The sequence below is a fragment of the Nocardia sp. CY15 genome (assembly GCF_009829295.1).
Classification (GTDB): Bacteria; Actinomycetota; Actinomycetes; order Mycobacteriales; family Mycobacteriaceae; genus Nocardia; species Nocardia sputi.
Map to the genome: position 1 here is coordinate 155,387 of NZ_VUOT01000001.1, position 22,648 is coordinate 178,034.

At 68.9% G+C, this 22,648-nt stretch carries 27 protein-coding genes and 1 pseudogene; 7 read left to right on the forward strand and 21 right to left on the reverse strand.

Annotated features, from left to right (window positions below; all coding sequences use genetic code 11):
* Positions 1-5: 5 nt before the first annotated feature.
* The 3 genes from secD to GVY39_RS00720 form a co-directional block, all read right to left on the reverse strand.
* Positions 6-1,679 (reverse strand): protein translocase subunit SecD, encoded by a 1,674-nt coding sequence (secD, locus tag GVY39_RS00710; protein ID WP_159919390.1) that lies wholly within the window; start codon positions 1,677-1,679, stop codon positions 6-8.
* Between the two features lie 120 nt (positions 1,680-1,799).
* Entirely contained in the window at positions 1,800-2,159 is a 360-nt protein-coding gene (gene yajC, locus GVY39_RS00715; RefSeq protein ID WP_159919392.1) for a preprotein translocase subunit YajC, read from the reverse strand.
* A gap of 186 nt (positions 2,160-2,345) precedes the next feature.
* Positions 2,346-3,836, reverse strand: a complete 1,491-nt coding sequence (locus GVY39_RS00720) for an NAD(P)/FAD-dependent oxidoreductase (RefSeq protein ID WP_159919394.1) — start codon at positions 3,834-3,836, stop codon at positions 2,346-2,348.
* Between the two features lie 78 nt (positions 3,837-3,914).
* Between GVY39_RS00720 and GVY39_RS00725 the strand changes: the two genes are divergently transcribed.
* Complete coding sequence (locus GVY39_RS00725) at positions 3,915-4,538, forward strand: TetR/AcrR family transcriptional regulator (protein ID WP_159919396.1); 624 nt, start codon at positions 3,915-3,917, stop codon at positions 4,536-4,538.
* Between the two features lie 151 nt (positions 4,539-4,689).
* Positions 4,690-5,253, forward strand: coding sequence for a DivIVA domain-containing protein (locus GVY39_RS00730; RefSeq protein ID WP_159919398.1), 564 nt, complete (start codon positions 4,690-4,692; stop codon positions 5,251-5,253).
* Positions 5,254-5,289: 36 nt separating this feature from the next.
* Here GVY39_RS00730 and ruvB read toward each other — a convergent pair whose 3' ends face one another.
* The 6 genes from ruvB to GVY39_RS00760 all read right to left on the reverse strand — a co-directional run bounded on the left by ruvB (position 5,290) and on the right by GVY39_RS00760 (position 9,838).
* Positions 5,290-6,372 carry a Holliday junction branch migration DNA helicase RuvB gene (ruvB, locus tag GVY39_RS00735; protein WP_159919400.1) on the reverse strand — a complete coding sequence of 361 codons (1,083 nt, stop codon included), beginning with the start codon at positions 6,370-6,372 and terminating at the stop codon, positions 5,290-5,292.
* A gap of 6 nt (positions 6,373-6,378) precedes the next feature.
* Positions 6,379-6,981 (reverse strand): Holliday junction branch migration protein RuvA, encoded by a 603-nt coding sequence (gene ruvA, locus GVY39_RS00740; RefSeq protein ID WP_159919402.1) that lies wholly within the window; start codon positions 6,979-6,981, stop codon positions 6,379-6,381.
* Positions 6,978-7,547 carry a crossover junction endodeoxyribonuclease RuvC gene (ruvC, locus tag GVY39_RS00745; protein WP_159920223.1) on the reverse strand — a complete coding sequence of 190 codons (570 nt, stop codon included), beginning with the start codon at positions 7,545-7,547 and terminating at the stop codon, positions 6,978-6,980. Before ruvC ends, ruvA begins: the two co-directional genes overlap by 4 nt.
* Before the next feature lie 81 nt (positions 7,548-7,628).
* Positions 7,629-8,072: a thioesterase family protein gene (locus GVY39_RS00750; RefSeq protein WP_159919404.1), complete on the reverse strand. Its 444-nt coding sequence runs from the start codon at positions 8,070-8,072 to the stop codon at positions 7,629-7,631.
* Positions 8,073-8,218: 146 nt separating this feature from the next.
* Positions 8,219-8,743, reverse strand: coding sequence for an O-acetyl-ADP-ribose deacetylase (locus tag GVY39_RS00755; protein ID WP_159919406.1), 525 nt, complete (start codon positions 8,741-8,743; stop codon positions 8,219-8,221).
* Positions 8,744-8,848: 105 nt separating this feature from the next.
* A complete protein-coding gene (locus GVY39_RS00760) occupies positions 8,849-9,838 on the reverse strand; it encodes a GlxA family transcriptional regulator (RefSeq protein ID WP_201295124.1) in 990 nt (329 codons plus the stop codon).
* Between the two features lie 70 nt (positions 9,839-9,908).
* Here GVY39_RS00760 and GVY39_RS00765 point away from each other — a divergent pair, with 70 nt between their 5' ends.
* The 4 genes from GVY39_RS00765 (at position 9,909) to GVY39_RS00780 (ending at position 12,240) form a co-directional block, all read left to right on the forward strand.
* Positions 9,909-10,871: an NADP-dependent oxidoreductase gene (locus tag GVY39_RS00765; RefSeq protein WP_223513226.1), complete on the forward strand. Its 963-nt coding sequence runs from the start codon at positions 9,909-9,911 to the stop codon at positions 10,869-10,871.
* A 41-nt stretch (positions 10,872-10,912) separates the two neighbouring features.
* Entirely contained in the window at positions 10,913-11,119 is a 207-nt protein-coding gene (locus GVY39_RS00770; RefSeq protein WP_159919410.1) for a DUF5988 family protein, read from the forward strand.
* Positions 11,120-11,232: 113 nt separating this feature from the next.
* Positions 11,233-11,592, forward strand: a complete 360-nt coding sequence (locus tag GVY39_RS00775; RefSeq protein WP_159919412.1) for a metalloregulator ArsR/SmtB family transcription factor — start codon at positions 11,233-11,235, stop codon at positions 11,590-11,592.
* Between the two features lie 144 nt (positions 11,593-11,736).
* Positions 11,737-12,240: an SRPBCC family protein gene (locus tag GVY39_RS00780; RefSeq protein ID WP_159919414.1), complete on the forward strand. Its 504-nt coding sequence runs from the start codon at positions 11,737-11,739 to the stop codon at positions 12,238-12,240.
* On the opposite strand, the gene GVY39_RS00785 is transcribed toward GVY39_RS00780, so the two are convergent.
* From GVY39_RS00785 to GVY39_RS00795, 3 genes are all read right to left on the reverse strand, one after another.
* Positions 12,237-12,989: a YebC/PmpR family DNA-binding transcriptional regulator gene (locus tag GVY39_RS00785; protein ID WP_159919416.1), complete on the reverse strand. Its 753-nt coding sequence runs from the start codon at positions 12,987-12,989 to the stop codon at positions 12,237-12,239. The genes GVY39_RS00780 and GVY39_RS00785 overlap by 4 nt on opposite strands.
* Before the next feature lie 153 nt (positions 12,990-13,142).
* Positions 13,143-13,793: a pyridoxal 5'-phosphate synthase glutaminase subunit PdxT gene (gene pdxT, locus GVY39_RS00790; RefSeq protein WP_159919418.1), complete on the reverse strand. Its 651-nt coding sequence runs from the start codon at positions 13,791-13,793 to the stop codon at positions 13,143-13,145.
* An 84-nt stretch (positions 13,794-13,877) separates the two neighbouring features.
* Positions 13,878-14,699 carry an acyl-CoA thioesterase II gene (locus GVY39_RS00795; protein ID WP_159919420.1) on the reverse strand — a complete coding sequence of 274 codons (822 nt, stop codon included), beginning with the start codon at positions 14,697-14,699 and terminating at the stop codon, positions 13,878-13,880.
* Between the two features lie 112 nt (positions 14,700-14,811).
* Here GVY39_RS00795 and GVY39_RS00800 point away from each other — a divergent pair, with 112 nt between their 5' ends.
* A complete protein-coding gene (locus GVY39_RS00800; RefSeq protein ID WP_159919422.1) occupies positions 14,812-15,435 on the forward strand; it encodes a hypothetical protein in 624 nt (207 codons plus the stop codon).
* A 242-nt stretch (positions 15,436-15,677) separates the two neighbouring features.
* On the opposite strand, the gene GVY39_RS00805 is transcribed toward GVY39_RS00800, so the two are convergent.
* The 9 genes and pseudogenes from GVY39_RS00805 to GVY39_RS00840 all read right to left on the reverse strand — a co-directional run bounded on the left by GVY39_RS00805 (position 15,678) and on the right by GVY39_RS00840 (position 22,622).
* Entirely contained in the window at positions 15,678-16,412 is a 735-nt protein-coding gene (locus tag GVY39_RS00805) for an SDR family oxidoreductase (RefSeq protein WP_159919424.1), read from the reverse strand.
* A gap of 155 nt (positions 16,413-16,567) precedes the next feature.
* A complete protein-coding gene (locus GVY39_RS00810; RefSeq protein ID WP_195139086.1) occupies positions 16,568-17,062 on the reverse strand; it encodes a hypothetical protein in 495 nt (164 codons plus the stop codon).
* A gap of 159 nt (positions 17,063-17,221) precedes the next feature.
* Positions 17,222-17,947, reverse strand: coding sequence for a LysR family substrate-binding domain-containing protein (locus GVY39_RS00815; RefSeq protein WP_369412099.1), 726 nt, complete (start codon positions 17,945-17,947; stop codon positions 17,222-17,224).
* Between the two features lie 40 nt (positions 17,948-17,987).
* A pseudogene (locus tag GVY39_RS35155) lies at positions 17,988-18,107 on the reverse strand (LysR family transcriptional regulator); the annotation flags it as partial.
* A gap of 24 nt (positions 18,108-18,131) precedes the next feature.
* Positions 18,132-19,034, reverse strand: coding sequence for a pyridoxal 5'-phosphate synthase lyase subunit PdxS (gene pdxS, locus GVY39_RS00825; protein WP_195070555.1), 903 nt, complete (start codon positions 19,032-19,034; stop codon positions 18,132-18,134).
* A gap of 206 nt (positions 19,035-19,240) precedes the next feature.
* Positions 19,241-19,387: a hypothetical protein gene (locus GVY39_RS34195; protein WP_240679448.1), complete on the reverse strand. Its 147-nt coding sequence runs from the start codon at positions 19,385-19,387 to the stop codon at positions 19,241-19,243.
* Between the two features lie 102 nt (positions 19,388-19,489).
* A complete protein-coding gene (locus GVY39_RS00830) occupies positions 19,490-20,533 on the reverse strand; it encodes an NUDIX domain-containing protein (RefSeq protein ID WP_159920233.1) in 1,044 nt (347 codons plus the stop codon).
* Positions 20,533-21,657 (reverse strand): glycosyltransferase family 4 protein, encoded by a 1,125-nt coding sequence (locus tag GVY39_RS00835; protein ID WP_159919426.1) that lies wholly within the window; start codon positions 21,655-21,657, stop codon positions 20,533-20,535. Before GVY39_RS00835 ends, GVY39_RS00830 begins: the two co-directional genes overlap by 1 nt.
* Positions 21,654-22,622 carry a phosphatidylinositol mannoside acyltransferase gene (locus GVY39_RS00840; protein ID WP_159919428.1) on the reverse strand — a complete coding sequence of 323 codons (969 nt, stop codon included), beginning with the start codon at positions 22,620-22,622 and terminating at the stop codon, positions 21,654-21,656. The genes GVY39_RS00835 and GVY39_RS00840 overlap by 4 nt, the downstream gene beginning before the upstream one ends.
* Positions 22,623-22,648 lie beyond the last annotated feature (26 nt).

The window sequence follows — 22,648 nt, forward strand, 5'->3', positions numbered from 1 at the left end:
CGTCCTCACGCCTTCCCGACGGCGGCCTGGGCCGCCTTCCGCTCGCGGGCGATCTGCTGGATCGCGCCGAGGCCGTTCACCGACGGTTTGGACCAGAACGCCGTCCGCGAAGCGAGCAACACCAGCGGCGAGGTGACCAGGAACACCACCACGACGTCGAGGATCGTGGTGAGACCGAGGGTGAACGCGAAGCCCTTCACCTGGCCGACGGCCAGGATGTACAGCACGGCCGCCGCGATGAAACTGACGGCGTTGCCGGACAGGATGGTCCGGCGGGCGCGCTGCCAGCCGCGTGGGGCCGCGGAACGGAAGCTGCGGCCCTCGCGCATCTCGTCCTTAATTCGTTCGAAGAACACCACGAACGAGTCGGCGGTCATACCGATACCGATGATCAGACCGGCGATGCCGGCTAGGTCGAGGGTGAAGCCTATCCAGCGCCCGAGCAGCACCATGATGCCGTAGACGGCCAAGCCGGAGGCGACCAGGGACAAGCCGGTGACGAAGCCCAGCATCCGGTAGTACACCAGGCAGTAGAGCAACACCACGGCCAGACCGACCGCACCCGCGATCAGACCGGCTTTCAGCGACGACAGGCCGAGCGTCGCGGAGACCGTCTCGGCTTCGGAGGTCTGGAACGACAGCGGCAGCGAGCCGTACTTCAGTGTGTTCGCCAGCTCCTTCGCCGACGTCGCGGTGAAGTTGCCCGAGATCTGGGTGCGGCCGCCCTGTTGCGGGCCCTGCTGCACGACCGGGGCGCTGACCACCTTCGAGTCGAGCACGAAGGCGACCCGCTTGTAGACGTACTCGCCGGTGAGCGAGGCCCATGCGTCACTGCCGCCGGACTTGAAGTCCAGGTAGACCTCGTGCCTGGCCTGCTGCTGGTTCAGGCCCGAGGTGGCGTCCTTGATCTCCTGGCCGTCGATGCGGCTCTTGTCCAGCAGGAAGACCTCGGTGCCGTCGGTCGAGCAGGTGACCAGCGGAAGCGCCGGATCGTCGTTGCCGATGAGCGGATCGGCCTTCGCGCAGTCCAGGGTGGCCAGCGCGGTCTGCTGCACGGCCGGATCGGCGCTCTGCCGCAGCGCCTTGGCGGCCTGGATCTCCCTGGTGGCCTCTTCGGTGGGCGTCAGGGCGGGATCGGCCGGCGGCTGGGTCGGCTGCTGGGCGGGGAACACACGCTGCTGCGGAGCGGGCGTGGGCTGCGTCGTCTCCGGCGTGTCCGGCGTCGCGGTCGTCTCCGGCTGCGCGGCGGGGGCGGGTTGCGTGCCCGGTGCGGTCTGCGGGGTGGCGCCGCGTCCTGTCGCGGGAACGGCCTGCAGCACGGGGCGGATGTAGAGCTTGGCGGTCGTCGCCAGCGCGCGCGCCTGCTGCCCGTCGTCGCCGGGCACGGTGATCACGATGTTGTCGCCGTCGATGACGACCTCGGAGCCACCGACGCCGAGACCGTTGACGCGGTTCTCGATGATGTCCTGCGCCTTCTTCAGGCTGTCCTGGCTCGGCTTGCTGCCGTCGGGCGTGCGTGCGGACAGCGTGACCCGGGTGCCACCCTGCAGATCGATACCGAGCTTGGGTGTCGGGGACTTGTCACCGGTGAAGAACACCAGCGCATAGACCACAGCCAGCAGCGCGGCATAGACGCCGAGCAGCCGGAGCGGGTGCGCCGATCCTTGGGAAGGTGGCACAGTACGTCATCTCCTAGGCGGGAAGTCGAGGATGGAACAAGCGGGCATGCACCAGCGACGCCGGGTGCGCGGACGGACGGCCGCGGCGACAATCCGGCGAGCCGGGGCACAACCGGACGATCAGTCCTTGGTCAGGCGGGTCTCGGTCTGCTCGGTGGATTCCTCGACGGCCTCGGGCGTGTCCGAGCCGGTGGCGTCCGCGCCGGTCTCCTCGGTGCTCGCCGTGTCGTCGGCGCGCACCTCACGGATGGCCTGGCGCAACCACGTGGTGACCACGTCCTCGGCGATCTCGAGGTCGACCGTGGTGTCGTCGAGTTCGACCACGGTGCCGTACAGACCCGACGTGGTGATGACCTGATCGCCGATCTTCAGGTTGTCCTGCATGCTCGCGACCTTCTCGGCCTCCCGCTTCTGACGGCGGACACCGAGGAACATCGGCACGAGCAGGGCTACCAGTAGCAGCGGAAACAGCAGTTCCATCGTCGAAGTCAGTCCCTAGTGTTGTGGGTGGGATGGACAAGTACCCACACAGTCTGCCAGTTCGCCGCGCGCGTGCCACACCGGCACACCTGCTGGGCAGCTACAACGTTCCTTCACACAGCGACTCGCCCGCCGGAACATACTCCGGCGGGCGAGATCGTGTGTGCGGCGCGGCCCGGCCCCGGCTCAGGCCGTCTTGCCGTAGACGTAATCCTCCAGCGGAAAGCCGACCGCTTCGCGGTGGGCGTTGAGGGTGCTGGTGGGCCGCAACAGGGCGGCCTCGCCGTGCGGGTTGAAGTAGTAACTGCGCGCCGTGGCGCAGTCACCGCCGTAGAAGACCGAGGAACCGAGCTTGGCGGTGACCCGGTCCAGGAACGCCGCGTTGGCCTGCTCGGTGACCTCGAAGGTGGTCTCGCCCCGGCGGCGCATCTCGCCGAACAATCTGCCCATGTGCTTCATCTGCGCTTCGATGGTGGTGAAGTAGGACAAGCCACTGTAGGAGTAGGGACTGTTGAGGCTGAGGAAGTTGGGGAACTTCGGCACCGTGATGCCCTCGTAGGCCTGGAAGCGGTTGTCCCGCCAGAACTTTCCGAGATTCACCCCGTCACGGCCGATGATCTCGATGGCCGGGAAGTTCACGTCCCACAGGTTGAAACCGGTGGCCAGGATCAGCGTGTCGATCTCGGTCTTGTGCCCGTCGGCGGTGACGATGCCGTCGGGCTCGATGTGGTCGATCGAATTCGTCTCCAGCCGTACGTGCGGCTGGTTGAACGTGGTGAAGTAGCGGTTGGAGAAAGTCGGCCGCTTGCATCCGAAGTCGTAGTGCGGTGTCAGCTGCTCGCGCGTCTGCTTGTCCCGCACGGACGCCCGCAGGTGCGCTTTGGCCAGCGCGGCCGCGCCCTTGTTCATCAGCCGGGCCTGCTTGAAGTGCAGTACACCGACCACCATCAACGCCTCGAGCAGGCTGGTGTTGACCAGTCGCGCGGCCTTCTGCGTGGCGGGGACCCGTTCGAACAGCTTCCGCACCGCGGCGGGGATCGCGGTGTCGATCTTGGGGACCACCCAGATCGGGGTCCGCTGGAACACCGTGAGCGCCTCGGCCTTATCGGCCACCTCGGGCACCAGCTGCACGGCTGTGGCGCCGGTGCCGATGATCGCGGCCCTGCGGCCGGTGAGGTCGAAGTCGTCCTCCCAGGCGGTGGTGTGGATGATCTTGCCCGCGAACGAGTCGATGCCGGGGAACGGCGGGGTGTAGGGCTGGGACAGGAAGCCGGTCGCGGTCAGCAGATAGCGACCGGTGACGGTGTCGCCGCCCGCCAGCGAGACCACCCAGTGCTGCTGCTCTTCGTCCCAGCGCGCGCCGTCGACGGTGGTGCCGAAGCGCATCCGCCTGCGCAGGCCGTACTTGTCGGCGACGTGCTCGGCGTACTTCTTCAGCTCCGCGCCCGGCGCGAACAACCGAGACCAGTGCGGGTAAGGCTCGAACGAGTACGAGTAGGTGACCGAGGCGATGTCGACCGCCAGACCCGGGTAGTGATTGACGTGCCAGGTGCCACCGAGATCGTCCTCGCGTTCGAGGATGACGTAATTGCTCAGACCGAGCCGATCGAGCTGAATGCCCGCTCCCATGCCTCCGAACCCCGCACCGACCACGACCGCGTCGTATTGAGGCGCCACACCGAACCTCCTGCTAGCTGAACCGCATATCACAGAATGACACATCATTCCGTTGCTGACGACTGTATCATCGGCTAGGTGACGAAGCCATCCACGCGTGCCGAGCGACGCAAAGCCGAACTGCGCCAGGAGATCATCGACACCGCGTTCGTCTGTTTCGCGGAGAAGGGCTATCACGCCACCGGCATCGCCGACATCGCGGGGCAGCTGGGCATCGGACACGGCACCTTCTACCGCTACTTCAGCAACAAGCGCGACATCATCGATCACGTCATCGACGATCTGGCCGCGCGCATCATCGCCGCGCTGGGCACCGAGAACGCCCCGGACGCCGCCGCCGATCTCGACGAATACCGCGCCCAGATCGACCGAATCGGCGTGGCTCTCACCGAGATCCTGCTGGCCGATCGCCGGGTGGCCCAGCTGTTGCTGTTCCACGCCACCGGCATCGATGACGAACTCACCCAGCGGCTCTACGGCCTGCTCGACACCGCCGACGCGCTGACCGCGGGCTATCTCGACCACGGTGTCGAGCAGGGCTACCTGCGCGCCGACCTGGACACCGTGAACACCGCGCGTGCGGTGACCGGCATGCTGATCGGGGGCATCGTGTACTCGTTGCGGGAGCCGGACGAGGCCGCGATCGCCGGGCTGAACCAGGCGATCCGACGCCTGCTCGTGGACGGTGTCCGCAAGGACTGAGCAACTCGGCAATCCCCCTGACACGACCACCGGCGCTAGGGTGAGGCGCACTGATCCGACGCTTTCGCCAGGGGGACGGCCCTTGTTCGCTAGAGGCCAGGGAATCGCGAGATTTTCCTTCGGAGCGGCCCGACGCACCGAGCCTGACAGAATGTGGCCCGTGACCCCCGAGGACGTGCGCCGCACCCGTTTCGCGACCCCGACGCCCGGGCATCGCGCCTACCACGCGGACGAGGTAGACGCCTTCCTCGAGCTGGTCGCCGCGACCTTGGCAGGGGAGGGCGAACTCGCCGCCGACGATCTGCGGCGTGTCGGTTTCGGCCCGCCTCGGCTCGGCCGGCGCGGCTACCGCGCCGACCAGGTGGACGAGTATCTCGATCAGCTGCGCGTCGAGCTGGAGTTCCGCCAACGCGGCGTCCGGCCGGTGCCGGGCGCGAACGGCGACGGCCACAGCCTGCTCACCGCCGATGACGTGCGGCGCATGCGATTCACCCATGCCCCGGTCGGCCGACGCGGATACGACGAGGAAGAGGTCGCCGCGTTCCTCGACCTGGTCACCGCTACCCTCGCGCACGGCGGACCGGGCAGCCTCACCATCGACGACGTCCAAGCGGTCCGATTCACCGAGGCTCGCCTCGGCACGCGCGGCTATCAACGCGACGAGGTCGATGCCTTCCTCGACTTGGTCGCCGCCGCGCTGCGCCGCCGCCGCTGACCCGCCACCGCGGGTCGGTTCACGCGAACGCGCGGTTCACTCGAACAGGTCCAGGGTGGGGTGCGGCTCGCGACCGCGCACTTCGATGGAGCCGAAGACCAGGTCCGGTGGCGGGACGAGGCCGAGGTGCTCCCAGGCGGCGGCGGTGGCGACCCGGCCGCGGGGTGTGCGCGCGACCATGCCCGCACGCACCAAGAACGGTTCACAGACCTCTTCGACGGTCGCCGCCTCCTCGCCGACCGCTACGGCCAGGGTGGACACCCCGACCGGGCCACCGCCGAAACTGCGGACGAGCGCGCCTATTACCGCGCGGTCGAGGCGGTCGAGGCCGAGCACGTCCACGTCGTAAACCTCGAGCGCGGCCTGCGCGATCGGACGGGTGATCCGGCCGTCGGCACGGACCTCCGCGTAGTCGCGGACGCGACGCAGCAAGCGGTTGGCGATGCGGGGCGTGCCGCGCGAGCGGCCCGCGATCTCCGCCGCCGCCTCCTCCTCGATGACGACGCCGAGGATGTGCGCCGACCGTTGCAGGATGCGCAACAGCTCACCGGGCTCGTAGAAATCCATGTGCCCGGTGAAACCGAAACGATCGCGCAGCGGCCCGGTCAGCGCTCCGGACCTGGTGGTGGCGCCGACCAGGGTGAACGGGGCGATATCCAGAGGAATGGAGGTCGCGCCCGGCCCCTTGCCGACGACCACGTCCACCCGGAAGTCCTCCATCGCCAGATACAGCATCTCCTCGGCGGGCCGGGCCATCCGGTGGATCTCGTCGATGAACAGCACGTCGCCCTCGACCAGATTGCTGAGCATGGCGGCGAGGTCGCCCGCCCGCTCCAGCGCGGGACCGGAGGTGATCCGCAGGGCGGTGCCGAGTTCCCCGGCGATGATCATCGCCATGCTGGTCTTGCCCAGCCCCGGGGGGCCGGACAGCAGGACGTGATCCGGTGTGCCGCCGCGCTGTTTGGCCCCACGCAACACCAGCGCGAGCTGTTCGCGCACTCGGGGCTGACCGATGAAGTCGTCCAGTGACTTCGGCCGCAGACTCGCCTCGATCTCACCGTCGGAATTCAGATAGTCCGGGCTGACCGGGGATTCGGTGGGTTCCTCTGGGTGGTCCATGACGCCTTACCGATTCTTGCCGAGCATGCCGAGCGCGGCCCGCAGGGCGGTGGAGGTGTCGGCGGCGGGCTGGTCGGCCAGCACCGCATCGATCGCTTGTTCGGCCTGCTTGGCGGAGAATCCGAGCCCGACGAGCGCTTCGGCGACCTGATCGCGCACCGGCGTGCCCGCCGCCGGCGCCGATCCGGGCGGACCGGAGGGCACCGGAACGAGATTCACCTTGTCCCGCAGTTCCACCACCATGCGCTCGGCGCCGCGCTTACCGACGCCCGGCACTCTGGTCAGCGCGGCCACGTTGCTTTCGGCCAGCGCCTTGCGCAGCGCCTCGGGCTCGAGTACCGCCAGCACCGCCATGGCGAGACGAGGTCCGACACCGGAGACGGTTTGCAGCAGACCGAACAGGTCGCGGGCCTCGGTGTCGGCGAAACCGTAGAGCGTCATCGAGTCCTCGCGGACGATCATCGCGGTGTAGAGCCTGGTCTCCTCGCCGCGGGTGAGCCCGGCCAGCGTGGACGGCGTGGCGTTGAGCCGGTAGCCGACGCCGGCCGCCTCGATCACCACATGGTCGAGGGCGATCTCCAGCACCTCACCGCGTACCGACGCGATCACCCGTGCACCGCCTTCCGTTGTTCGGCCAGTCGTTCGATGTATCGGCGCTGCGCCGCGGCCGCCGCGGCCTCCGCCGTCGCCATCCGCTCCAGCAGCGGGGCCCGCCAACAATGGCAGATCGCCAGAGCGAGCGCATCCGCCGCGTCCGCCGGTTTCGGCGCGGCAGGCAGACCGAGGATGCGGGTCACCATGGCGGTGACCTGCTTCTTGTCCGCGCTGCCGTTGCCCGTGACCGCGGCCTTGACCTCGCTGGGTGTGTGGAACGCGACCGGAATTCCCCGGCGCGCGGCGGCCAGCGCGATCACTCCGCCCGCCTGCGCGGTGCCCATGGCGGTACGGACATTGTGCTGGGCGAAGACGCGTTCGATGGCGACGGCCCCTGGCTTGTGGGTGTCCATCCAGCGTTCGGCGGCGTCTGCGACCGCGAGCAGGCGGTGGGCCAGATCCATATCCCCGGGTGTGCGGACCACGTCGACGTCCACGGCGGTGACCTTCCGCCCCGATCCGCCCTCGACGATGCTGAGGCCGCATCGGGTGAGTCCGGGGTCGACGCCCATCACCCGCACGACAACCCCTCTCACAGAAGCGAACAACTGTTCGAGAGTCTAGCGAAGGCTTGGCCTTTCGCCGTCCAGCGACACGGCAGGCTATCCGCCCGCTTCCGGAGCCTCCCCCGGCAGCCCGAGCAGCTCGGGACGGCTCGCGCGAATCGCCCACTGCCGCGCGGGATCGGCGACCAGGCGCCGCGCGGCCAGGTCGAGCAAGCCACCGATGTTGGTCACCGTCGCGGCGACCACCCCGTCGGCACGGGTCAGGACGTGCTCGACTCGATAGGTCTTACCCGCACCCCACTGCCAGGCGCACGACACGTCCACCGAGTCGCCGCCGCGCAGTTCCCGCTGGAAGCGCAGCACGGTCTCCAGATTGACCGGGCCCAGACCGGAAGCGATCAGTTCGTCGACCGAGACACCCGCCGCCTGGACGCACGCGAAACGCGCGTGGTCGGCGAATTGGTGGTAGGCCGCGCCGGTGACGTGCAACTGCGGATCCAGATCGGACACGCGGACTTCGATTCGAGTACTGAACGACACGAGCCGACTGTGCCAGGAGGCACCGACAAGTTCGCCGCACCGGCAGGCGATGCATGCAGACCGACAGTCGAGCACTCGGCGGGACATAGCCCGAACACTCGCCGCCCCTCATCCGAATCGGCTCCGGAAAGGAAGCCATCGGCGACTCAGAGTTCGGAGATTCCCGAGACATGCCGCGCGAACGCCGCGTGAGCGCGCTCGTCGTACAGGACGAACCGCGCTTCCGACACCGCCGTCTCGGTGGCCCGAACCGTGTCGACGGCGATTCGGGCGCCGTCGTCCATCGGCCAGCCGAAGACGCCCGTCGAGATCGCGGGGAACGCGACGGTCCGCGCTCCCAATTCGTCCGCCACACGCAAGGATTCGCGATAGCAGGAGGCCAGCAGGGCGGAGCGGTCCTCGGTAGCCGACCACACGGGGCCGACCGTGTGGATCACCCACCGCGCTGGCAGGTGTCCCGCCGTGGTGGCGACCGCCGCCCCGGTCGGCAGTCCCCCGCCATAGTGGGACGCACGCAGCCTGCGGCAATCCGCCAGGATCTCCGGGCCACCGCGACGGTGGATCGCGCCGTCGACTCCCCCACCGCCGAGCAGCGACGAGTTCGCCGCGTTCACCACCGCGTCCACCTCTTGTTCGGTGATGTCGCCACGCACGAGCACCAGTTCGACCATGGTTGGCATTCTGCCCCGCGCACGGTTCGCGGCGCCGTGAGTCGGCCCGTCAGCGCGGTTGCGTCGTGCGGGCGAAGGCCGAGCCGACCGGCGGGTTCGCGCGGATCACGCCACGATCGTCCGGCTCTCCGCCATGGCGGCACGCGCACGGAACGTACGCCGATAAGCTTGCGGTGACACCCCGATCGACTCGACCAGGTGCTGCCGCAGCGAGGTCCCGGTGGCGAAACCGACCTCGCCCGCGATGCGATCGATGGTCAGGTCCGTGGTCTCCAGCAGGTGCCTGGCGCGGAAGACCCGCTGCTGGATCAGCCAGCGCCCCGGGCTCATGCCGACCTCGTCGCGGAACCTCCGGGCGAAGGTGCGCTTGCTCATCCGAGCCCGGACCGCCAGTTCGTCGACGGTCAGCGCAGAGCGCAAGTTCTCCAGCGCCCATTCCCGGGCCGTGGCGGTGCCCGCCGACGTCGCGGGCGGCACCGGCTGCTCGATGTACTGCGCCTGGCCGCCCTCGCGCCACGGCGGGACGACACAGCGGCGCGCGACCGCGTTCGCGACGGCACTGCCGTGATCGCGCCGCACCAAGTGCAGGCACACGTCCAGTCCCGCCGCCGCGCCCGCTGAGGTGAGGACGTCCCCGTCGTCCACGTAGAGCACGTCCGGGTCGAGACGCACCCGAGGGAAGGCGCGCCGGAACAGACCGGCCTGGTTCCAATGCGTGGTGGCCGGTCGCCCGTCGAGCAGGCCCGCGGCCGCGGCGACGAAGGCGCCGGTGCAGATCGCGACGATTCTGGCGCCCGGACGAATTTGCGCGAACGCGGCGAGCACCGGCTCCGGCAGCGTGCCGGAGACAGCCGTCGCTATATCGCAGGCCGGCAGCACGACGGTGTCGGCCTTCCGCAAGGCCCGGCTGTCGTGCGCGACGGCGATATCGAAATCGGCCGCGCTGCGCACCGGACGCCCGTCGACCGAGCAGGTGCTCACCTCGTATCTGCCCGCAGCGCTACCGAATACCCGATTCGGGATACCCAACTCGAAGGGATACACCCCATCCAATGCCAGCACGACCACTCGATGCAGTGCGGCCCCGTCCACCATGGCACGATCATATCGAAGAATGGCAATCGTGCCATTTCCCTCGCCGTTCACCCGGGGCAGGCTGACAGGCATGACCGACATCGACAGCACCGCCACCATGCGCGCGATCAGCCAGAACACCCTCGGCGGCCCCGAGGTGCTCACCGAAGTACGACTCCCGCAACCCGTCCCGGGGCCCAGCCAGATCCTGGTTCGCGTGCGCGCCGCCGGACTCAACCCGACCGATTGGCGCCACCGGGCCGACGCCGGACTGTTCCTGCCGGAGCCGCCGTTCGTCCTCGGCTGGGACGTCTCCGGCGAAGTGGTGGACACCGGCGTCGGCGTCACCCTGTTCCGGCCCGGCGACGAGGTGTTCGGAATGCTCCCCTACCCGCACGGCCACGGCTCCTGCGCCGAATACGTCGCAGGCCCGGCCCGCGCTTTCGCCCGCAAACCGGCCGTCCTCGACCACGCGCAGGCGGCGGCGATCCCGCTCGCGGGACTCACCGCCTGGCAGGCGCTGGTCGACACCGCCGAGCTCGGCGCGGGACAACGCGTGCTGATCCACGCCGCGGCGGGCGGCGTAGGCCACTTCGCGGTGCAGATCGCCAAGGCGCGCGGCGCCTACGTCATCGGTACGGCCAGCGCGCCCAACCATGCCTTCCTTCGTGGAATCGGCGCCGACGAGGTGATCGACTACCGCGACACCGATGTCGCCGAGGCGGTTCGCGACGTGGACGTGGTGCTGGACTCGATCGATGACGACAACAGCATTCGCTCGCTGCGCACCCTGCGCCCGGGCGGATTGCTGGTGACACTGCGCGCCCTCGGTCCGGCCGACCTCGCGGCCGAGGCCGACGCGCTCGGTGTCCGCGCGGTCCGCATGCTGGTCGAACACGATCACGCCGGTATGCGCGCCCTGGCCGGACTCGCCGAATCCGGCGCCCTGCGTCCCACGCTCGCGGGGTCTTTCCCGCTGGCGGATGCGGCGAAAGCGCATGCGCTGGGCGACACCGGGCGAACCGTCGGCAAATTGGTACTCACCGTGCCCTGAATCTGCCACGATCAGGGCGTTCGCGCTTCTACCATCCGAGGATGAGCAATGGTGCAAAAGCTGTCCTCGAAGGCGGGCCGCAGGACCTGCCCGCGCGCATCGTCCCGATCACCCCGCCCGGAGTGGAGTTGAAGGTCGCGTACCGGGGCGGATACGAGCATTTCAAGGTGACTCAGCGGGAACAGGACACCCCCCAAGGGCGACTGCGCGTGTACGAGTGGTGCGATCGTACGAAGATCGCCGAGTGAGCTCCGCCTTCCCGTTCCGGCGGCGGTGACGCGCCCCCTGGTCGCGAAGTTCTGACCGAATCCGACTCGCACAGCTATGGACAAAAGCGTAACCAAGCGGTTACGCTTTTGTCGTGGACAAGGTAGCCGGTGCGATCGCCGATCCGGTGCGCCGGGAGATCATGGAACTACTGATCAACGCCCGTCGCACCGCAGGAGAGATCGCCGGGCACTTCGAGATCAGTCGCCCCGCTGTCAGCCGGCATCTGCGGGTCCTGCGCGAAAGCGGGCTGGTACGCGACGAACTCGTCGGTAGAGAGCGTTTCTACGTGCTCGACACCGGACCGCTCTCGGCGCTCACCGAGTGGCTCGAGCGATTCCGGCAACCAGCTACCTGGGCACACCACCTCGACGCACTCGAAACCGAGGTGTACCGGGCCAGACGCGAGCGCCGCTCTGGTGACCAGTACACGATTCGGGAGGACACCGCGTAAGCGGTCAAGCCCGGAGGCGGCAGCGAAGCGTCACCACGCAGGGCCCGCTCACTCGAGAAAACAACACCGCGTGAGCGGTCGAACACAACGGCGGCAGCGCAGCGTCACCACGCACGGCCCCGCCGAATGGAGAAAGGACACCGCATGACCAAGCGACCCACCGGACAGCTGTTTCCCGCCGATACGGGCCGAGATCTGGTGCTGACCCGCACCTACCGCGCACCGATCGACGACGTCTGGGCCAGCGTCACCGAATCCGACCGCACCGCACGCTGGTTCGGACCGTGGGAGGGCGAGGCGGGCGCCGGACGAACCGTCAAAGTGCACTTGGCTTTCGAGGATGGGCAGCCGTGGATGGAGCTGCGCATCGATGCCTGCGAACCACCGCACCGCCTCGCTGTCTCCGCCATCGACGACCACGGTTGCTGGCGGCTGGACTTGGCGCTGCGCGAGACGGCGGGAACCACCGAGCTGCGCTTCACTCAACATCTGCTCACCGACACCGAGATCGCCCAGGTGCCGCATATCGGCCCCGGCTGGGAGTACTACCTGGACATGCTCGGGGCGGCCCGTGCGCAGAGCGACCGCCCCGATTTCGCGCACTACTATCCCGCCATGGAGGAGTACTACGCGCGATTGATCGACTAGTCGTCGAGCTGAGCAAGCACCTCGTCGGAGATGTCGACGTTGGTGTAGACGTTCTGCACGTCGTCGCTGTCCTCGAGGGCGTCCACGAGTTTGATCACCTTGCGGGCGCCGTCGGCATCCACCGCGACCGACACCGAGGGCTGGAAACCGGACTCGGCGGAGTCGTAGTCGATACCGGCGCCTTGCAGCGCGGTGCGCACCGCGATCAGATCCCCGGGCTCGCTGATGATCTCGAACGATTCACCGAGGTCGTTGACCTCCTCGGCGCCCGCGTCGAGCACGGCCATCAGCACGTCGTCCTCGGACAGACCGTTCTTCTCCAGGGTGACGATGCCCTTGCGGTGGAACAGGTAGGCCACCGAGCCCGGATCGGCCATGTTGCCGCCGTTGCGCGTCATCGCTACCCGCACCTCGCCCGCGGCCCGGTTGCGGTTGTCGGTGAGGCACTCGATCAGCACGGCGACGCCGTTGGGGCCGTAGCCCTCGTACATGATCGTCTGCCAGTCGGCGCCGCCCGCCTCTTCACCGCCGCCGCGCTTGCGGGCGCGCTCGATGTTGTCGTTGGGGACCGACGACTTCTTCGCCTTCTGGATGGCGTCGTACAGCGTCGGGTTGCCATCCGGGTCACCACCACCGGTCCGGGCCGCCACCTCGATGTTCTTGATCAACTTCGCGAACAGCTTGCCGCGCTTCGCGTCGATCGCAGCCTTCTTGTGCTTGGTGGTGGCCCATTTGGAGTGGCCGCTCATTCCCTACTTCCTTCAGGTCGATGGCACGTCTGGTCGTGTGTACGGTACCGGCACGGCCGGGCGGACAGTTTCCCCAGCCTACTCGGGCGTCCACCGGGGCCGTGCAAAGCGCCCGGCTTCGCGGCCTACTCCACCCCCGCGTGGCCGCGTGCGTCAAACCGAGCGGACGATCTCCACGAACATCTCGTGCACCCGCAGATCGCCGGTCACCTCCGGATGGAACGACGTGGCCAGGACATTGCCCTGCCGCACCGCGACGATCCGGCCCGCGGCGGGACCGTCCGGCACGGTGGCCAGCACGTCGACGCCCTCACCTGCCCGCTCCACCCACGGCGCCCGGATGAACACCGCTCGCACCGGACCGCCGGTCAGGCCGGCGAACGGCAGATCCGTTTCGAAGGAATCGACCTGACGGCCGAACGCATTGCGGCGCACCGTCATATCGATTCCCGACAGGTGCCGGGCGTCCGGGCGGGTGTCGAGCACCTCCGAGGCCAACAGGATCATGCCCGCGCAGGAACCGAACGCGGGCATCCCGTCGCGCAGCCGGGCGCGCAGCGGCTCCAGCAGCTCGAAGGCCTCCAGCAGCTTGCTGATCGCCGTCGACTCCCCGCCGGGCAGCACCAGCGCGTCCACCGCGGCGAGCTCCGACTCGCGCCGCACCAGCACGGGCTCGGCGCCACAGCGCTCGAGCGCGGCGACGTGCTCCCGGACGTCGCCTTGCAGCGCCAGCACACCGACAGCGGGACGGGAGCGCGTCTGTCCGGTGTCGGCGTCGGGCGCGGCGACCGAGGTAGCGTTCACGCTGGAAAGCTTACGAGCCGTGCCGATGTGGGCCTGCTCACGGTCGCCGTCCGGTGCGCGACGGCGGTCGCCGCGGCCGAGCGGTCAGCCCTCGCGCAGCGTGCGGATGAGACCTTCCTGGACTACGGCCGCGACCAGCGTGCCCTCCCGGGTGAAGATCTTGCCGCCGGTGAGGGCGCGACCGAAGCCCGCCGACGGCGACGACTGGTCGTAGAGCAGCCACTCGTCGGCGCGGAACGGGCGCAGGAACCACATCGCGTGATCGAGCGAGGCGTTCTGGGTGGGATCGTCGGGATGGATGACCTTCGAGGAGCCCAGCAGCGTCATATCGCTCATGTAGGCGAGGGTGCACACGTGCACCAGCGGGTCGTCGGGCAGCAGGTGCCGGTAGCGGAACCACACCTGCTGCTGGGAGACCACGCCATCGCGGCGGGACACATCCTCGTGCGGGACCATGCGGATGTCCCAGTGCTCCCACTCGCGCATTTCCCACAACCGTTCGGGGCTCATCGTGGTGCTCGCGTCGGGGAGGTCTTCCGGCATCGGGACCTCGGGCATGACGTCCTGGTGCTCGGGGCCCTGGTCACCCACGTGGAACGAGGCCGACATGGTGAAGATCGCGGCGCCGTCCTGGATGCCGGTCACGCGCCGGGTGCAGAACGAGCGGCCGTCCCTGATGCGCTCGACCTGGTAGACCGTCGGCTCCTGCGGATTGCCCGGACGCAAGAAGTAACCGTGCAACGAGTGCACCTGGAACCGCGGTTCCACCGTCCGCACCGCGGACACGAGCGCCTGGCCGGCAACCTGGCCGCCGAACGTGCGCGGAAGCTGGGTCTTGGTGGACGCGCCACGGAAGATGTCCCGCTCGAGCCGCTCTATCTCCAGCGCCTCTTCGATTGTCGCCATGCGCTGAGATTATCCCGGCCACTGATGGGGGCGCCGTCCGGCCGCCGGTGAACGCTCGGCAACATGTGCGCTCCCCGGCCGCCCGGGGGTCGCGGTTTGCTGAGATGGACGGGTGCCACGCTTCCTGCCGATCACCCGCGACGGCCTTGTCGAGCAAGTGATCCAGCCCGTCCTGACCGCGCGCTCGCACACGGTGATCGCCGTCGACGGTGCGGACGCCGCCCAGCCCGCGGCCCTCGCCGACCGGATCGTCGAGGCGCTGCGCGACGCGGGCCGGTCCGCCGAGGTGGTCTCCCTGCACGACTACGTGCGACCTGCCTCACTGCGCATGGAGTTCGGCCGCACCGACGAGATGTCCTATCGCACAGCGTGGTTCGACTACACCGCGCTGCGCCGCGAAGTGGTCGACGCGCTGCGCGGGCACGGCCGGTGGCTGCCCGCGCTCTGGGACGAAGCAGCCGACCGCTCCGCGCGCGCCGCGATCCGCACGGCGCCGCCCGCGACCACGATCGTCCTCGCGGGTCCGATGCTCGCGGGCCGACACCTCGCAGTCGACGTGAGCCTCCGCCTGGACCTGTCCGAAGCCGCGCTCCGCCGCAACACTCCGCCCGATGCGCAGTGGACCATCCCCGCCCTGCTGCGGCACGACGCCGAGAACCCGTACACCCCGGATTTCTTCGTCCGTTGGGACCACCCTGATCGCCCTGCGCTTCGAATCGACAGTCCGGCGAGCTAGGGCACCCTCCCTTCCTAGCAGTTCTCGGGGTAATAGTCAGCGAACCGGTGTGTGATCGATCGGACTTTGATAGTTAGATGCGCATAGGCACGTAGCCATATGTGATTCTGGGGGGTGACAAGCGTTCACCGGGCTGCCTTCGCCCCGCCGTTGCATCCGAATGCTGAATTCAACGCCTGCCGGTGACGATGACCCACATCCCATCGTCTGCTCGAGCTCTCCCCACTCCGCCTGTCCAGGCGTCAGACCAGGCGATGCCCGCCGTCGACGTGCAGGACAGTGCCGGTGATGAAGGGATTGCGCATCACGCCGAGCATTGCCTGCGCGATATCGGAGGGACGACCGATACGTCCGACGGGCAGGCGCACCGCGAGCTGCCGATGGCGTTCGGTCTTCGCGGCGCCCGCGATGGTGTCCCAGATCGGGGTGTCGACCCACCCTGGTGAGACCACGTTGACACGGACCGGACCGAGTTCGAGGGCCAGAGCGTAGGCCAGTGAGGCGAGGGCGCCGTTGACGGCCGCCACCATGGCGCCGCCGGGGGCGGGCCGGTACGCCGCGACGCCGGAGGTGAACGTCACCGAGCCGCCGGGTACCACACGAGCGTGCTTGGCGAGCAGAGTGGGGCCGATCAGCTTGGCGGAGACGAGGTTTCGGGCCAGGTCGGCGTCGAACCGGGCCAGCGGCTGGTAGGCGCCGGTGACGTCGGCCGCCGTGGTGACGACGTGATCGACCGGCTCTGGATCGGCGAACAAACGCTCGAGGTCGGCTTCGCTGGTAATGTCCGCGACGACCGAGCGCACCGTGCCCGGTCCCTTGGGCAGGGTGCGCTCCGCCGAGGCGAGCCGCTCGGCGGAACGGCCCGCGATGGTGACCTCCGCGCCCTCGGCGACGAGCGCGGCCGCCAGCGCCAGGCCCATGCCTGAGCTGCCGCCCACGATGACCACACGTTCGGATGTCGTACTGCTCGAAGTCATGGCCCCAGCCCACCATCGCCGTGGGTCGAGCGTCCATGTCGCACTTCCGAATACGGCTTAGCCGCCGACTAACACCGCAGGCAGCGAATGGACTCGGCCCGGCACCCGCGACGGCGCCGATATCACCGCCCCACGCGCCGGGCCGATTCCGACTCTCAGGGGACGCAGGCCGGGGATTGCTGATTCAGGTTGGCCAGCGCCTGGCAGGCCCAGGCCTTCTGGACCTTCCACTTGCCCCCGTCCAGGACGAACGGAACGTCGACCGGGTTCTCCTGCCCGTTGATGGTGAACTTGGCCTGTGCGCTGACGCTGTCACCGAAGACGGTCACACCTGTCACCACTGCCGTGGCGTTGGCCTGACGGAACGCGTCGGCCAGCCGGTTGGGCAGCGCCGGGTCGGCTTCGATGCCCTGCACGGATTCGAGCTTCTGCTCATTCGGCACCGTGGGGTCGAGGGCCCGCTGCAACAGGGCGTTGAGTTCGTCGACGGTGGGCGGGGCAGGTGTACTCCCAGTCGGCGAGGCGGCAGCCGTGGTGCGGGTCGCCGTGGGCGAGTCGCTCGCGTCGTCGCCGCCGCAGGCGGCGAGGCCGAGGGCGGCCGCGAAGGCCAGGCTCGCGACTGCGATACGTCCGGTCGTGGGAAGCTTCAACTGTTCGTCCTTTGCGCTCGGATCTTTCCGACGGTGAGAGGGCGCGTGGCCGGGATGGCCATCGAATGGCGAAGCTACTGAGCGTGATTGTGGGAACCATGAGGCGACCTTTTGGTCGCCATGAGAGTCGAACCTAGCATCGGAAGCGGTACGAGCGGCCTATTCCGCCAGCAGTTCGCGTGCGAGGGCGGCGATCAGCACCCCGACGGCCGGATCGCGCACCACTGCGCGCCAGGCGACGGCGTAGGTCACCACCAGCGGCGCGCCGCGTAGCGGCCGCCAGACCAGACCGGGTAGTCCATCCGCACGCGAGGAGCTGAGCCCGATCACGTCGGGCCGTGACGGCAGGACCGCGAGCATCTGCGCATGCCCCATCGCGCTGTCGCTGAGCCGCACTCCGGCGCCGTGGTCGGAGAGCGCGCGCAGCAGCGAATCGTGCAGACCGGCAGCGGACTCACGCGCGAACAAGATCAGCTCCTGCCCGCTGAGATCCGCCGGATCGAGCAGCGCCGCGCCCGCGAGCGGATGCCGCGCCGACATCACAACACCCAGTTCCTCACGGGCGACCGGGCGCTGCGCGAAGCGTTCGGGCAGGTTCACCGGTGTGCGGACCAAGGCGAGATCGACTTCGTCGTCATCGAGCAAGCGCACCTGATCGGCGGTGGTCCCGCCGGTGAGGACCAGGCGGGCGCCGGGCAGCGCGGCGGTGAGCAGGCTGCCGATGCGCGTGGGCAGCCAGGGCGGGACACCGTTCAGCAAACCCAGGCGCACCACCGGGGCGCCCGCGGCGGCAGCGCGCCTCGTTTCCCGGACCGCCTCGTCCATCGCGCGCAGCACGGTCTTGCCGGTGCGCAGCAGCACCGCACCCGCGGCCGTCAGCTCCACGCGCGGCTCCCGGACCAGCAGTGGACCGCCCAGTTTCCCGTTCCAGCACCTTGATCTGCTGGCTGAGTGTGGGCGTCGAGATGAACAATCGCTCCGCGGCCCGGCGGAAGTGCAGCTCCTCCGCCAGGACCACGAAGTACCGCAACTGCCGCAACTCCACGCGGCAGACGCTACCGGCCCGCGATCACCAACCGCGCTCGGCCAGGCGGTGCGGCTGGGCGATGTCTTCGACGTTGATGCCGACCATGGCCTCGCCGAGCCCGCGTGACACCTTGGCCAGCACATCGGGGTCGTCGTAGAAGGTGGTGGCCTTGACGATGGCGGCGGCGCGCTGAGCCGGGTTGCCGGACTTGAAGATGCCCGACCCCACGAACACGCCCTCGGCACCGAGCTGCATCATCATCGCCGCGTCGGCGGGGGTGGCGATACCGCCCGCGGTGAACAGCACGACCGGCAGCTTCCCGGTCTCGGCGATCTCCCGGACCAGCTCGTAGGGAGCCTGCAGTTCCTTGGCCGCGACGAACAACTCGTCCTCGGGCAGCGACGAAAGCCTCCGGATCTCCTGCCGGATCTTGCGCATGTGTGTGGTCGCGTTGGACACGTCACCGGTGCCGGCCTCGCCCTTGGAGCGAATCATGGCCGCCCCCTCGGTGATTCGGCGCAGCGCCTCGCCGAGGTTGGTGGCGCCGCAGACGAACGGCACGGTGAAGTTCCACTTGTCGATGTGGTTGGCGTAGTCGGCGGGGGTGAGCACCTCGGACTCGTCGATGTAGTCCACGCCGAGGCTCTGCAGGATCTGCGCTTCCACGAAGTGGCCGATACGGGCCTTGGCCATGACCGGAATGGAGACCGCGGAGATGATGCCATCGATCATGTCCGGATCACTCATGCGGGACACGCCGCCCTGGGCGCGGATGTCGGCGGGCACGCGCTCCAGCGCCATCACCGCGACCGCGCCGGCGTCCTCGGCGATCTTGGCTTGCTCCGGCGTGACGACGTCCATGATCACCCCGCCCTTGAGCATCTCGGCCATGCCGCGCTTCACGCGGGCGGTGCCGACGGTCTGGGTGGTCTCGGGCGTGGTCACGGCAAACTCCTCCAGGCATGTGCGCCAATCGATCGCTCGGATGCGAACGCCACGATTCTAGGCGGCCGGGAAAGGCCACTTGATAGCCAGTTGGAGTGGACTGGCCTGGTGTGATCTCGGTTATTGGCGCCCCTACGCCGGGAGGGCTCGGCAGCCGTGCCGTCCCGGCGACGCACTGGCCTGCCCGGCCGCCGCCGGGCGGCGGGTCACAGCGGGCCGACCACCAGCAAATGTGCCCAGTACTCCGCGGCCGCCGGGCCGATCAGCGGCAACAGGAAATCGAACAGCAGGTACGACATGAAGCAACTACCTCCACAACCGAGCAGGAACGGCCCCGCCGTCAGCAGAACCACGACGCCGAAAACGCATGCGCCCCTGACAGCACTACCCTCTGGCGTCTCGAATCATCGCGACGGTATCACGATCGTGAAACACATCACAGGTTCTCGCGCCCGTCAGCGGATGGAGCGGACCTCGGGATCAGCGGTGCCCGACGCCGCCTCGGCCGCTTCGGCGAGCAGCTCATCGAGGTGATACGGGTACACGGTCTCACCGCCGCGATCCAGCGCGACGATGTCGGCTGCGGTGCACCATTTGTGGCCGGTGATGGAACGACGTTCGATCGCGGTCGGATTCGCCGCGTAGGGTTCGAAACCACGCACCCGCAGCGCGAAGAACAGCTCCTCGGACCGGATCAGCTCGCCGTTGAAGGGAAATACCGCGACCCGCCGCCAGAGCGGCCCGCGCAGATCGGCCGGGTCGGCGCGGCACCCGGTCTCTTCGTACAGTTCCCGCACCGCCGCGACGCGCAGGCTCTCCCCCGGCTCCACGCCGCCGCCGACGGTGAACCAGAACGACACCTCCGGCGTCTTCGGGTCGTTGCCGCGCATCAGCAGGGTCCGGTCGTTCTCGTCGAACAGCACGATCCTCGCGGTGGTACGAATGGTGTCCACCGCCAGGCCGGTCGATGCCGCGGGAGTGGCGCGCTCGGTGATCTCGAAGTACGACGGCAGCGGGGCGGTGCCCCCGAGGTGCAGGACGCGGACCGGACGCCGCGTGCGCAGCGCCAGCGTGTCGCGCACGGCGTCGTTGTGGAAGCGGCGGGCGATCAGCACCCGGGCCTCGGCGTCGGCCAGTTCGGCGACCAACTGTGGGCGCAGCGTGCCGATATCGACCGCCGACAGCGCGGAGGACAGCTGGTTCTCCACCGTCTCCCGCTCGGCGCGACCGGCGCGCTCGGCGCGGTCGGCCAGCGACGAGAGGTTTCTGGCCTGCTCCGACCGGGCCGGATCGGACACCGGCCCCGCGATCGCCATGGCCACCGACCGAGCCACCACCGCCCGCCTGGCCAGAGCCGCGTCGAGTGCCTGCCAGGATTGATCGGACCGCACGTGCAACCGGTCCAGTCGGTTGGCGGTGGAGTAGGCCCACAGACCGATCGCGACGATCACCGCGGCGATCAGCGCGAGAACGAGAACGGTGGTCGCGGAAAAGGTGATCATCCGGCGGCCCGCACTCTCGTGTCGCCGATGGTCACCGTCTCGTAGACACGCAAGATCTGTTCGGCCACCACCGGCCAGTCGTACTCGCCGACCACCTGCGTCGCGGTACGCACCAGAGCCTCCCTGCGCACCTCGTCGGTGAGCACGGCGTGCAGCGCGGCGGCCAGGGCCGCCGGGTCGCCGACCGGGACCAGCATGCCCGCCGTACCGTCACGCAGCACCCGGCGGAAGGCGTCCAGTTCGCTGGCCACCACCGCGGTGCCTGCGGCCATCGCCTCGATCAGAATGATGCCGAAACTCTCGCCGCCGAGGTTGGGCGCGACGTACACGTCCGCGCTCCGCATCGCCGAAGCCTTCTCCTCGTCGGACACCTGGCCGAGGAAGCGCAGGTGAACGGACAGCTCACCCGCTTCGCGGCGCAACCGGTCCTCGTCCCCGCGGCCGACGATCAGGATCTCGACATCGGGATGCTTGCGCACCAGCTCGGGAAGCGCGCCGAGCAGCACCTCCATGCCCTTGCGCGGCTCGTCGTAACGCCCCAGGAACAGCACCGTCCCCCCTGGGCGCGGGTACCCCGGCAGCATCGGCGCCCGAGCGAACGCCGGGACGTCGACGCCGTTGGGTATCTCCACCGCGTCCGAGCCCAGCGCTTCGACCTGCCACCGTCGCGCCAGCTCGGAAACGGCGATACGGCCGGAGATCTTCTCGTGATACGGCCGCAGCACGCCCTGAAAAGTACTCAGCACCAACGATTTCGTCGTCGAGGTGTGGAAAGTCGCCACGATCGGGCCCTCGGCGATCTTCAGCGCGAGCATGGACAGGCTCGGCGCGTTCGGCTCGTGGATGTGCAACACGTCGAAGTCGTTGCCGTCGATCCACCGGCGAATCCTGGTGTAGGCCATGGGCCCGAAGGACAATCTGGCCACCGACCCGTTGTAGGGGATCGCCACCGCGCGGCCGGCCGACACCACGAACTCCGGCAGCGGGGTCTCGTCGGACGCGGGCGCCAGAACGCTCACCTTGTGTCCGCGTTCGATGAACACCCGCGCCAGCTCGACCACATGCGCCTGCACCCCGCCGGGGACGTCGAAGGAATAGGGGCAGACCATGCCGATCTTCATGGCGATACGTCTCCCTGCTCGGCTTTGAGCCCCGCCTGCGCGGCGGCGATCATGGCGCGCCGCCGGGGCGAGAGATCGCTCTCCCACAATGGTTGCAGCATGTGCCAATCCGCGGGGTGCTCGGCGATATTCGCTGCGAAGCGGTCCGCCAGCGCCTGGGTAGCCGCGGCCACCCCGACGGAAACGTCCAGCGGCGCCTCGGTTTTCAGGCCCCAGTTCTCGCGGCCGTCGGTATCGACCTCGAACCACGCGTGCACCGGAATCAACGCGGCTCCCGTCTCGGCGGCCAATTTCGCCGCGCCCGCGGGCATCCAGGTGCGCTCACCGAAGAACTGGACGGGGACGCCCTTGCCGGTGAGGTCGCGTTCACCCATCAGGCACACGATCTTGTTCTGCCGCAGGCGCGCCGCCAACTGGACGAACGGCGGTTGCTCGCCACCAGTCAGCGGGAAGACCTCGAAGCCGAGACTCTCCCGGTAGGCTACGAACCGCTCGAACAGCGATTCGGGCTTCAGTCGCTCGGCCACGGTGGAGAATGCCCCGTAGTGCTGCACGAGCCAGACACCCGCCATATCCCAGTTGCCGGAGTGCGGCAGCACGAGCACCACGCCTCGCCCCTCCTTCAGCGCGGCGTCCAGGTACGGCAACCCGTCGACGAAGTAGTCGATCGTGGAATGGTCCATCGCGGGCAGCCGGAACGCCTCCCGCCAGTACCGCGCGTACGACCGCATGCTGGCGCTGATCAGCTCGTCCGGCACGTCGGCGGGGAGCACGCCGAGCACGCGCGCCAGGTTGCGGCGCAACTGGTTCGGCGGGCCGCCCGCGTGGAACTCCCGATTGGCGCGGCGGGCCGCTTGGTCCCCGCCCCACTCGAACAGCCGCCGTGCCGTCGGCTCCGGCAGCGCACGCACCAGCCGCCAGCCCGCCGCGTATCCGGTGGCGGCGAGCCGCTCCCCGATGGTCATTCGCACTCCCGCGCTGCCGGTCCACA

Bases quoted from the DNA above. Each gene is read 5' to 3' on its own strand.
- yajC (WP_159919392.1), bottom strand. From the start codon at position 2,159: ATGGAACTGCTGTTTCCGCTGCTACTGGTAGCCCTGCTCGTGCCGATG.
- GVY39_RS00730 (WP_159919398.1), top strand. From the start codon at position 4,690: ATGTGGCCCGTGACCCCCGAGGACGTGCGCCGCACCCGTTTCGCGACC.
- ruvB (WP_159919400.1), bottom strand. From the start codon at position 6,372: ATGGACCACCCAGAGGAACCCACCGAATCCCCGGTCAGCCCGGACTAT.
- GVY39_RS00755 (WP_159919406.1), bottom strand. From the start codon at position 8,743: ATGGTCGAACTGGTGCTCGTGCGTGGCGACATCACCGAACAAGAGGTG.
- GVY39_RS00760 (WP_201295124.1), bottom strand. From the start codon at position 9,838: ATGGTGGACGGGGCCGCACTGCATCGAGTGGTCGTGCTGGCATTGGAT.
- GVY39_RS00765 (WP_223513226.1), top strand. From the start codon at position 9,909: ATGACCGACATCGACAGCACCGCCACCATGCGCGCGATCAGCCAGAAC.
- GVY39_RS00770 (WP_159919410.1), top strand. From the start codon at position 10,913: ATGAGCAATGGTGCAAAAGCTGTCCTCGAAGGCGGGCCGCAGGACCTG.
- GVY39_RS00780 (WP_159919414.1), top strand. From the start codon at position 11,737: ATGACCAAGCGACCCACCGGACAGCTGTTTCCCGCCGATACGGGCCGA.
- GVY39_RS00785 (WP_159919416.1), bottom strand. From the start codon at position 12,989: ATGAGCGGCCACTCCAAATGGGCCACCACCAAGCACAAGAAGGCTGCG.
- GVY39_RS00795 (WP_159919420.1), bottom strand. From the start codon at position 14,699: ATGGCGACAATCGAAGAGGCGCTGGAGATAGAGCGGCTCGAGCGGGAC.
- GVY39_RS00805 (WP_159919424.1), bottom strand. From the start codon at position 16,412: ATGACTTCGAGCAGTACGACATCCGAACGTGTGGTCATCGTGGGCGGC.
- GVY39_RS00835 (WP_159919426.1), bottom strand. From the start codon at position 21,657: ATGAAGATCGGCATGGTCTGCCCCTATTCCTTCGACGTCCCCGGCGGG.
- GVY39_RS00840 (WP_159919428.1), bottom strand. From the start codon at position 22,622: ATGACCATCGGGGAGCGGCTCGCCGCCACCGGATACGCGGCGGGCTGG.